The 9,930-nt window shown below is 44.0% G+C and carries 12 protein-coding genes and 1 pseudogene; 7 read left to right on the forward strand and 6 right to left on the reverse strand.

Annotated elements, in window-relative coordinates:
* Positions 1-138 precede the first annotated feature (138 nt).
* From ACE1AQ_RS22110 to ACE1AQ_RS22125, 4 genes and pseudogenes are all read left to right on the forward strand, one after another.
* Positions 139-696: pseudogene (locus tag ACE1AQ_RS22110) on the forward strand (formylglycine-generating enzyme family protein); the annotation flags it as partial.
* A gap of 581 nt (positions 697-1,277) precedes the next feature.
* Positions 1,278-3,626, forward strand: coding sequence for an HD family phosphohydrolase (locus tag ACE1AQ_RS22115; RefSeq protein ID WP_110545914.1), 2,349 nt, complete (start codon positions 1,278-1,280; stop codon positions 3,624-3,626).
* Positions 3,623-4,090, forward strand: a complete 468-nt coding sequence (locus ACE1AQ_RS22120; RefSeq protein ID WP_110545913.1) for a DUF29 domain-containing protein — start codon at positions 3,623-3,625, stop codon at positions 4,088-4,090. The genes ACE1AQ_RS22115 and ACE1AQ_RS22120 overlap by 4 nt, the downstream gene beginning before the upstream one ends.
* 38 nt (positions 4,091-4,128) lie before the next feature.
* Positions 4,129-4,809 (forward strand): Uma2 family endonuclease, encoded by a 681-nt coding sequence (locus ACE1AQ_RS22125; RefSeq protein ID WP_110545912.1) that lies wholly within the window; start codon positions 4,129-4,131, stop codon positions 4,807-4,809.
* 90 nt (positions 4,810-4,899) lie between these two features.
* Here ACE1AQ_RS22125 and ACE1AQ_RS22130 read toward each other — a convergent pair whose 3' ends face one another.
* The 4 genes from ACE1AQ_RS22130 to ACE1AQ_RS22145 all read right to left on the reverse strand — a co-directional run bounded on the left by ACE1AQ_RS22130 (position 4,900) and on the right by ACE1AQ_RS22145 (position 6,371).
* The gene (locus ACE1AQ_RS22130; RefSeq protein WP_110545911.1) at positions 4,900-5,202 is read right to left on the reverse strand and encodes a hypothetical protein; all 303 of its coding nucleotides are present in this window, start codon (positions 5,200-5,202) and stop codon (positions 4,900-4,902) included.
* 115 nt (positions 5,203-5,317) lie between these two features.
* On the reverse strand, positions 5,318-5,725 hold the full coding sequence (locus ACE1AQ_RS22135) for a ferredoxin (protein ID WP_002784283.1): 408 nt from the start codon (positions 5,723-5,725) through the stop codon (positions 5,318-5,320).
* On the reverse strand, positions 5,725-6,111 hold the full coding sequence (locus ACE1AQ_RS22140) for a DUF1257 domain-containing protein (RefSeq protein WP_002762644.1): 387 nt from the start codon (positions 6,109-6,111) through the stop codon (positions 5,725-5,727). Before ACE1AQ_RS22140 ends, ACE1AQ_RS22135 begins: the two co-directional genes overlap by 1 nt.
* Before the next feature lie 44 nt (positions 6,112-6,155).
* Positions 6,156-6,371: a DUF2997 domain-containing protein gene (locus tag ACE1AQ_RS22145; protein ID WP_002752708.1), complete on the reverse strand. Its 216-nt coding sequence runs from the start codon at positions 6,369-6,371 to the stop codon at positions 6,156-6,158.
* Positions 6,372-6,681: 310 nt separating this feature from the next.
* Here ACE1AQ_RS22145 and ACE1AQ_RS22150 point away from each other — a divergent pair, with 310 nt between their 5' ends.
* Complete coding sequence (locus tag ACE1AQ_RS22150; RefSeq protein ID WP_008197692.1) at positions 6,682-7,683, forward strand: hypothetical protein; 1,002 nt, start codon at positions 6,682-6,684, stop codon at positions 7,681-7,683.
* Here the strand turns inward: ACE1AQ_RS22150 and ACE1AQ_RS22155 are convergent.
* Positions 7,680-8,606: an RluA family pseudouridine synthase gene (locus ACE1AQ_RS22155; protein ID WP_008197695.1), complete on the reverse strand. Its 927-nt coding sequence runs from the start codon at positions 8,604-8,606 to the stop codon at positions 7,680-7,682. The two genes, ACE1AQ_RS22150 and ACE1AQ_RS22155, sit on opposite strands and share 4 nt — an antisense overlap.
* Positions 8,607-8,907: 301 nt before the next feature.
* Positions 8,908-9,249, reverse strand: a complete 342-nt coding sequence (locus ACE1AQ_RS22160) for a phage holin family protein (RefSeq protein ID WP_008197697.1) — start codon at positions 9,247-9,249, stop codon at positions 8,908-8,910.
* 198 nt (positions 9,250-9,447) lie between these two features.
* Between ACE1AQ_RS22160 and ACE1AQ_RS22165 the strand changes: the two genes are divergently transcribed.
* Together ACE1AQ_RS22165 and ACE1AQ_RS22170 are read left to right on the forward strand one after the other, a co-directional pair.
* Positions 9,448-9,615: a hypothetical protein gene (locus ACE1AQ_RS22165; protein ID WP_253257777.1), complete on the forward strand. Its 168-nt coding sequence runs from the start codon at positions 9,448-9,450 to the stop codon at positions 9,613-9,615.
* On the forward strand, positions 9,615-9,893 hold the full coding sequence (locus ACE1AQ_RS22170) for a transposase (RefSeq protein ID WP_374809228.1): 279 nt from the start codon (positions 9,615-9,617) through the stop codon (positions 9,891-9,893). The genes ACE1AQ_RS22165 and ACE1AQ_RS22170 overlap by 1 nt, the downstream gene beginning before the upstream one ends.
* Positions 9,894-9,930: the final 37 nt, after the last annotated feature.

The raw sequence follows: 9,930 nt of genomic DNA on the forward strand, positions 1-9,930 counted from the left end.
TATTCCTCCCATCGAGAGCTATTCTGAATTGTAAGTTATAACTATTATAATCTCATTTCTCTTTGTGATCAAGTTGAAGATTTTCTAGTTTTTGACTGCTATAAGTATTAATACTCATTGCATAAGTGAGATGCTCCCGACAAACCGACAAACCCTTCTCACTTTAAAGGGGATGAGCTACCCGTAGAAAGAGTCAACTGGTATGAAGCAACGGAATTCTGTAAACGACTATCAAGGGAAACAAAACGGGAGTATCGGCTACCGAGTGAGGCAGAATGGGAATATGCCTGTAGAGCGGGGACAAAAACACCCTTTCATTTTGGGGAAACGATAACGGCAGATTTAGCTAACTATCGAGCTACTGAAACTTATGCCGATGAACCCACAGGAAGATATCGACGTAAAACAACCCCAGTGGGCTATTTTCAGGTAGCTAACGCCTTTGGGTTGTACGATATGCACGGCAATGTCTGGGAATGGTGCGCCGATACTTGGCACGATAATTATCATGTTGCGCCGACGGATGGCAGTGCTTGGACAAAAAATGGGAATGATAATTATTCTCCATTGCGGGGCGGTTCTTGGTGCGACTATCCCTCTAGCTGCCGTTCCGCTTACCGCATCAATAACTACCGCCGCGTCACCTTCGACAACTACGGTTTTCGGGTGGTGTGCGGTGCTGGGAGGACCCTGTAACCCTTTTTCTCTTTTTTTCCCTTTTTTTTCCCTCATTCCCTTTTCCAGAATTTTTTGGGGCATACTATAGAACAAGTGTATTAGTTTAGGAGTTATACTAAATGTGGTTATTTGGGTTCGATCCCCCCTGCTCCCCTTGATAAGGGGGGTGTCGATCCCCCCTGCCCCCATTGATAAGGGGGGGTGTCCATGAGTAGAAAACGGGTTTCTCGGAGAAACCCGTTTTCTGTGCTGAAAAAGTACGGGCGAAGCATTCGGATAGAAAATCTACGGTTTCAGCAATAGGTTATTGCCCGAATGCTTCGCCCCTACAGGATGCGGGCCGATGAAGACGCAGGGATAGGTTATACTAAATCCGGTTATTAAAAACCGATTATTTATTGTCTCTTTTCCCTTTTGCCTCTTGCATGAGTGCCTTATCTCAACAAGCAATTTAAATGCGCGGGCAGCTTAGCTTACCTTTCGAGAAAAAATTTTTTTGCACAGGGAGTCCTTACAATAGAAAAGGGAACACACAACCAAATTGCTGGTATTTTTCCTCTGGGCATGGTGGCGCAGTTTATAGAATTTAGCTGGAATTTATGAATCATTTTCTGCATTCTTTCACTGTTTTTACTGATTCTGCCCGAAAATCTCGCTCTTACTCCCTGGGTAAACTGCGACGACCGTTAATCTTCCTGTTTACCGTCGGTTGTCTGACTAGCGTGGTCGGTTATCGTTTCTATAATCAGCCGAAATTGGCCGTCGGAACTATTTCCCCCGTCACAATTATCGCCCCCGAAGATGCCAGTTTTCAAGACCAAGAAACCACCGACCTCAAACGCCAAAAAATTCGGGCTGGACTGCTTCCCCGGCTGAAAAGAGACCCCCAAACCACCGACCAGATCGAGCGATCGCTGCAGGACACTTTAGGGCAATTAAGTCAAATTCGCCCAATTTTGCGAAAAAATTCCATTTTAATGGGCAGGACTATTTCCAACGCCACAATGGAAACGCTGCTCACCTTTTCTGCCCCTCAATGGTCAACTCTACAGAGCCGCCTCAACTATGAAGAATCTTTTACAAACCTCTTGACAAAAGAGCAGGAATATGCTGTTAGCGAAATCCAAGCCTATCGTCAGCGCGTGACGAAGGGAAGCTTTGAGCAATTTATCGATCGATTGGAGCAATTACGGCAAATAAAGGAGCAAACCAGCCAAAATTATCGGCATTCCAGCTTAAATAAACTCAAATATGCCGATCTGATCACAGTGGCCCAAATGGGCGATCGAGAGTGGCAAAACCTAGAAAAAGCCATCCTGCAAGCGGGGCGCCGGATTTGGGTGCAAGGCATTCCCCCGGGGATTTCCACCAGTCACCTACAGGATACCATCGCCGTGCAGATTAGCAGCGATCGCCTAACTGGTCGCCAGCAGTCTTTAGCCGAAAATATCCTTCTGGCAGCCCTGGAGGGACAAACGAACCTGATAGAAGATCGGGAGGCAACCAAAGAACAAGCCACTAAAGCGGTGGAAGCGGTAGATATGGTTATGTCTGACGCTCAAGCAGGTCAAATTATCGTTAAAGCAGGCGAAACAATTACTCAAGCTCAGTTTGTTCTCATCGATGGCTTTGGTTTGAGCGAACGGGGCATTAACTGGATGGGTTTAGGGTCAACGGCAATCCTTGTCACCAGCGCGATCGGGACTTTTTGCCTCGTTGCCCAGCGTCTCCATCGGCCTCTGCGTCACCGGGATTTTATTCTCTTGGGTTTACTAAGTTTTACCACACCGATCCTAGCGATCGCCAATATTCCCTTTACCAATCTGGCAGCCGTGGGTTTATTAGTCAGCAGTTTCTACGGCCCGACTCTGGCCGTCACCCAAGTCCTCTTAACTGCCGGTCTTTCCCTATTCAGCATCCAAGGTATCAGCGCCGATTTAATCGCCGGGACGATAGGGGGACTATTAGCGGCTATGATAGCGGGAAAATTGCGTTCTAGGGATGAATTATCGCTGCTAGGGATGGGAATCGGAGTCAGCCAAGGGGGTGTTTATCTGCTCACTTACCTAATCGTTAGCGCCACGGCCAGCACGATCATCTATACTCTACTACCCACGGCCCTCGTCTATGGTCTATCGGGAATAGCTTGGACGGTAATCGCCCTAGGATTATCCCCCTATTTGGAACGCTGTTTCGATGTGGTCACTCCCATTCGTCTGGTGGAGTTGTCCAATCCTAATTGTAGTTTGCTCAAACGTTTGGCCACGGAAGCACCGGGGACTTTTCAACATACCCTTTTTGTCGCCTGTTTAGCTGAAGCGGCCGCCCGAAAACTGCACTGTAATGTGGAATTAATTCGCACGGGAACTCTCTATCACGATATCGGGAAAATGCACGATCCTCTCGGTTTTATTGAAAATCAAATGGGTGGCCCGAATAAACACGATGAAATTAATGATCCCTATGTCAGCGCCGAGATTATTAAAAAGCACGTTAGCGAAGGGTTAGTCATGGCCCGCAGACACGGTTTACCGCGAGTCGTCCGCGATTTTATTCCCGAACACCAAGGTAATCTCTTAATTTCCTATTTTTATCAGCAAGCTTTGCAAAAATCCGCCCAAAATGGTCAAGAATTCGTCGATGAGGCGGTCTTTCGCTACGATGGTCCGATTCCCCAATCGCGAGAAACGGCGATCGTCATGTTAGCCGATAGTAGCGAGGCCGCTTTGCGATCGCTGAAGGAGGCATCCCCAGAACAAGCCATGGATATGATCAAAAAGATTTTTCAGGCCCGATGGCGCGATCAACAATTAGTAGATAGTGGTATTCGTCAGGAGGAATTACCAATTATTGCCGAGGTTTTTGTGCAAGTTTGGCAACAATTCCACCATCAACGCATTGCCTACCCGAAAGCAGTTTTAGAAGTCTCCTCAGCCAAAAAAATATGAAAAGAGATCCTTGGCTAAATCAGTTACAATTTCTCTACGAACAAGATGAACATCTCTGGTTAACTGAAACAATTAAACTTCTCAAGGAAAATCGTCTAGCTGAGTTGGATATTCAACATTTAATCGAGGAGTTGGAGGCTTTGAGCAAACTGGATAAAAATCGAGTTGAGAGTTTTTTAAGACAGATAATTATTCATCTTTTATTGTGGCAATATTGGTCAGAAGAATTTGAATTAAATCATCGCCATTGGCAAGGAGAAATAGCCACTTTTAGAGTTCAGCTAAATGGATATTTAAGCACAAATTTAGAAAAATATCTCCTAGATAACCAAGAAAAAATCTATCAAGATGCCGTTTTTATTGTCGGGCAAAAAACTGAAATATCTCCTCACAATTTCCCTCTAAATTGTCCCTATTCTCTCGAACAAATGCTTGATAGGCATTGGTTGCCAGAGCGAAATTAGTTAAATCTCACAGGAAAAAATCAAGGATAATTACCAAAATGTTACTAATTACTGTCAACGAAAATACTTTATCTTTATCTCCGGGCAGTCAAGTTATTTTTCCCCATCAGACTTGGGAAGATTACCAAAGATTGCTGAGTTTACGTCTCCAAAAAACCTATCCCAAACTCTATTTTAATCGCAAAACGCAAGAAATTCGGCTTATGTCTCCTTTACCAAGTCATGGCAATCGTGTTGATACATTAAGGGATTTAGTAAAAATTATCCTCCGTCGTCAAGGTAAAGACTGGCAATGTTTTGATCCCATTACCTTGAAAATGCCTGGAGAAGCGGGAGTAGAGCCAGATACTTGTTTTTATATTGATAATAGACAGGCAATTTTAGGCAAAGAGAGAATTGATTTAACTGTTGATCCTCCTCCCGATTTAGCTATAGAAGTGGATTTTACTTCCCTGACTGATGTAGGAGCCTATCAATTGCTAAAAATCCCCGAATTGTGGGTTTATCGTCGGGAAGAATTAAAAATATATCTGTTCAGAGAAGACGGTTATCAAGAAAGGGAAAATAGTCGTCTCTTTCCCGATATAAATATCAAGAAACTTTTACCCTATTATGTAGAATTAGGCTGGAAGCAAGGTTCTAGTCTTGCTTTACGTCAATTTGAGGCTGTTGTCCTGAAATCGAAGGACTCTCGCTCGGAAATAGCCTCGATCGAATAAAATTCTTTCATCAGTAATCGTAAAAGAGTTTACGATCGAACTCTCGGATAATTTCCTTTTAACTAGGGGAATATAATCGGCTATCTCCATCTAATTTGATCGTAAACTTATCTCTTTTCTAGCTGCCAATAGCATTTCATAATAAACATTCCACTCGAAATAATCCATAGCGTCCCCTAGCTCACCGGAACGAAATCTAGGATAGAATTCTTCCGAACTCATGCGATATTGATTTTCGTATTGCTTGATACGGGTTTCTAAATCCAAAATTTGAGCGTTAATCTGCAAATTTTCCCGTTGTTCGCTCTCAATTTTTCGATTCAGTAACTCTCTTTCTTCCTCGGAGAGAGAGAGAATTATTCGCGCGAGAGAATCAATCAGTTGGGTGTTCATTGTCGTTAAAATCCGAGATAGGATTATTTCCCCTGAGAACTGTAGCAGATTCGATCGAGAACCGCTGCCATGACTTCTAGGAAATAATGGGTGGATGAGGCTGCACCTATCCACCCTAGATATCTAAATCTGCGGGGCTAAATTTCTTGTGAATCTGAGGAAAACCTAACTGTTTAATCACTTGATGTTTGCGTTCTTCCTCAAGGAATTGCAAATTATTATAATTAACCCAGTGAATACAGTTAACTGGACAAGTCTCGATCGCTTCTTGAATAATTTCTTCTTCGTCACCGTCCTGATTATAGACGCGAGAGCGACCGTATTCGCCTTCAATAAAAAAGGTATTGGGGGCAACGTGGGCGCAGTGTTTACAACCAATACAAGTGACCTCATCGACGTAAACCGCTTTCTGGCGCTGTAAACCACCCAATTCAGGCTCAAAACCAGTGCGATCGGGGGAATCTCTTAGGAATCCCCCTAACTCTGGTTCAAAACCAGAGCGTTCGGGAGAAAAATCAGCCATTAGGCACTCCAACGTTGTACCACTAGACGAATAGAACCATCAGTATTTTTTTCCTGTGCTGCCACCTGAAAACCCTGTTTAGCAGTTTCTGCCAGAATGGTGTGGTAGGCATAACCTTGATTTACTTTTCTTAAAAATCCTTCTACGGTTAGGGGTTGTTGCCAGTATTGCAAATCGGCAACTAACTCGTACTCGTTACCATTCCAGCGAAAACCGATATCGTAATTGTTATCTTGCTCGATTACCACCTCTGCGGTTAAAGTTTGACCTTGATAACCTTTGACGGGGTGGGAACCCTCTTTCCATTCCATCCCCATATCGCTCAGGGCGGCTTTTAGGTAGGATAGATCGCGGATTTTGGTTTTGATATTGCTAAAGTGTGACATGGTTTTTCAGTGGCTTAAATAAAGGGATCGGGAAAGATGAAAAATTACCAGTCGCTAAAAGTGGCCGCGTTGCTGACTTTCTCTGACTGGCTGACGGTTTGATGGTAATAATCCGAGGTTTTCTCTTGAGACATCAGCTGCCCGAGTTGTGCCTCGATCGCCGCCGTCACCTCTTGACAAGATGAACCGACTATGCCTGTCACCTTTTCCATGACGCGACCATCGGGATAGATGATAAACTCTAGGCTTTCCATGCTCATAGGTCTTCTCGGCGTGATCTGGGGTTTGCAAAGCTCCCTATCGTTTTAATTTACGATAGTTTGCTAATCGTAGCAATCTGGTTAAAATTTTAGCAAAACTTTATATTATCTCTACCAACCACTTTCATGTTTTGTAAGTTTCCCGTAACTTTTCTTTACCGTCAAGGGCGAACCTGTCCCCGGAGGGCATAATTTAACAAAACTACACAAAAAAGACGACCTGAAGCGATAAATTGAAAATAAAGGAGATGCAACGGCGAACAACGACCGCCGAGATCATAGAATTTTGTCTATAGGAATCAGAAGAGATATGAATAAACAAACAGCCAGCGATCGCCTTCGGATTGGTGTTTTAGGTTTTGGTGGTTTGGGACAGGCTGCCGCTAGAATTCTCGCCCCCAAACAGGAAATGCTTTGGACTGCCGCCGCCGATAAAGCCGGTTTTGCATACCACAAAGACGGTCTAGATGTCAATACCTGTAACAAAATTTATCATGACCGGGGTTCGATCGGTTATCTGGAAAATTACGGCAGTCTCAGCGAGAACAGTATCGAGGAATTAATCAAAACTGCCGACGTAGAGGGCTATTTTCTCGCCTTGCCGAATTTACCTAACAATTTCATGGCCGATATCGCTAAAACTTTCATTCGCTTAGGTTGGCGCGGGGTTTTAGTCGATGCTCTCAAACGTACCAGCGCCATGGCACAAATCTTAGCACTACAAACAGACCTAGAAGCCGCCGGCATCACCTACATGACCGGCTGCGGTGCTACCCCCGGACTGTTAACTGCGGCCGCTGCCCTAGCTGCCCAGAGTTATGCAGAGATTCACAGCGTTAAAATCACCTTTGGTGTGGGAATCGCCAACTGGGAGGCTTATCGTGCCACTATTCGCGAAGATATCGCCCATTTACCCGGTTACGACCCAGAAACAGCCCACCAGATGAGTGACGCGGAAGTGGAAATGCTGTTAAATAAAACCAATGGCATTCTCAGCCTCGAAAATATGGAACACGCCGACGATATTATGCTGGAATTGGCTGGAATCTGTGGACGCGATCGGGTTTCCGTCGGCGGTGTGGTGGATACGCGCAACCCGAAAAAGCCCTTAAGTACCAATGTTAAGGTCACGGGGCGGACTTTTGAAGGCAAAATTTCCACCCATACCTTCACTTTAGGCGATGAAACCAGTATGGCGGCTAATGTCTGCGGGCCGGCTTTCGGTTATCTGAAAGCGGGGGTTTCCCTGCATCGTCGCGGTATCTACGGATTATGGACAGCAGCGGAGATTATGCCGCAATTTGTGCGCTAGGGGTTTCTCTGGCGTAAAATAGCTAAAACTTTCGGGAAAATAGCGGGTAAGGGAGCGATCGCTTCTAGGCTCTCTCCCGTGACCGGATGTATTAAAATTAAACGATGGGCGTGGAGTAATTGCCCGGGTAGATTAATCCCGATGGAACGACCAGAACTATAGAGGGGATCCCCAAGAATCGGATGACCAATGTGGCTGCTATGAACGCGAATTTGATGAGTTCTGCCAGTTTCTAGGCGAAATTCCATTAAGGTGTAGTTGCCTAGTCTTTCCTTGACTTGCCAGTGGGTGACGGCATTTCTACCGCCTTTTTCCACGGCAATAATAGCCATCTTTTGGCGATCGCTGCGGTGACGACCGATCGGCAGATCAATTGTACCTGTTTCGCTTTTGGGGACACCGTGGACGAGGGCCATGTATTCCCGGCGGGCAGTTTTGGTTTTTAATTGTGCCTGTAGGTGTTGATGGGCCTGGTCGGTTTTGGCAACAACGATCGCACCCGTGGTATCCTTATCTAGGCGGTGAACTATGCCAGGCCGTTGAACTCCACCGATTCCGGCTAAATTTGGGCAGTGATGTAGTAAAGCGTTGACCAAGGTTCCCGATTCGTGGCCGGGGGCCGGATGAACCACTAAATCGGCTGGTTTATTGATAATAATCAGATATTCGTCTTCGTAAAGAATATCAAGCTCGATCGCCTCGGCGGTTAATTCGAGGGGTTGACTGTCGGGAATGGTAATCTTTAGGCGATCCCCTTGAGCAACTTTAGTATTTTTATTAGTGCAAATTTGACCGTTTAACTGTATATATCCCTGTTCTATCAGTTTTTGCAGTCTCGATCTCGATAAATCGGGCAATTGTGACCCCATCCAAGCATCTAAACGTTCTTTTTTTCCCGCAACTTCTAAGTTTAATTGCTTCATCGATTTTTAGTGATCAGGGTGTAAGGTTTAGGAGAATCGAGAAAAACTGACTGGAGATTATTTAAACTTAGCTCAACAATTCCAGTTATTTTAACAGTAATTGAACTTGCTCTGGCTGCTTGAGATAGAAATCTTGGGATTAAATTTTCCTGATTTTTAACGACAAAAGCCAAAGCAAATCAGTAGAGATTTACTCATACCCAAAAAAATAGAGAGACGTTGATTATAGCAACGTCTCTAGATCAGAAATTAATCAATCAGAGTAAGCCAAGCTGTTTTAAACAAGCGAATTTTGCCCACTTTAGTCACTGAAAATGCTATTTAAAACTCCTGAAACGATCGAAACCACGATCGAACCGAATAAAGCAGCAAAGAATGATTCTACCTGAAAACCAGGGATAAAATAGGAGGCTAAAGAAAAGGAAATGGCATTAACCACAAAAATAAATAACCCTAGGGTCAAAATAGTTAAAGGCAGGGTAAAAAGAATCAACAGGGGTCTAACAATAGCATTAATTAAACCCAAGACGACAGCAGCTATCAAAGCCACGGTAAAATTTTTAATTTCTATACCTGGTACTATTTGCGCTGTAATCAATAAAGAGACGGCGGTAATCAACCAACGGAGGAAAAAAGATAACATAAGTCCATCCATCTAAGATAGTTCATCCTCATCCATTTTAATCGCCATCGCCCCTTAAAGAGACGGAAGTTTTCAGGAGATGACAACGAAAACCGACATTGACTGCTTCCGCTGCCCGAAAACCAGAGCGGGAACATAGTATTGTAAAGTTTCAATACAAATATAGTCAGATATAGTCAGGCATGGTAATATATAGACATGAAACTATCAGACTATGCAAAAAAAGCAGGAATAAGTTATCGAACGGCTTGGAGATGGTGGAAACAAGGAAATTTAACAGGCTATCAATTGCCTTCTGGTACAATTATCACAACGGATGACAACCCTTCAAAACCCGACGCTGAGTTAAAAGACAACGGACAATAATGTTAGTAGCAGAAAGACACATTATCAAGAAAGGACATCGATTTTGGGCTGAGATAGATAATTTATCTTGGCAGTCTAAAAATCTCTACAACTCAGCCAATTATTTTATCCGACAAAACTTCATTTATGGCCATGGCTATTTGACCTATAATCAGATGGCCTCTCTCATGAAAGAGACAGAACAGTATCAAGCTTTACCCGCTAAAGTTTCCCAACAAGTTTTAAGAGGATTAGACAAAAACTGGCAATCATTTTTTTGCCGCTTCATCGGAGTTTAAAAGTCACCCCGATAAATTTCTAGGAAAACCCAAAATT

Origin of the sequence: Microcystis sp. BLCC-F209, from assembly GCF_041928595.1 — a bacterium.
Lineage (GTDB): Bacteria > Cyanobacteriota > Cyanobacteriia > Cyanobacteriales > Microcystaceae > Microcystis.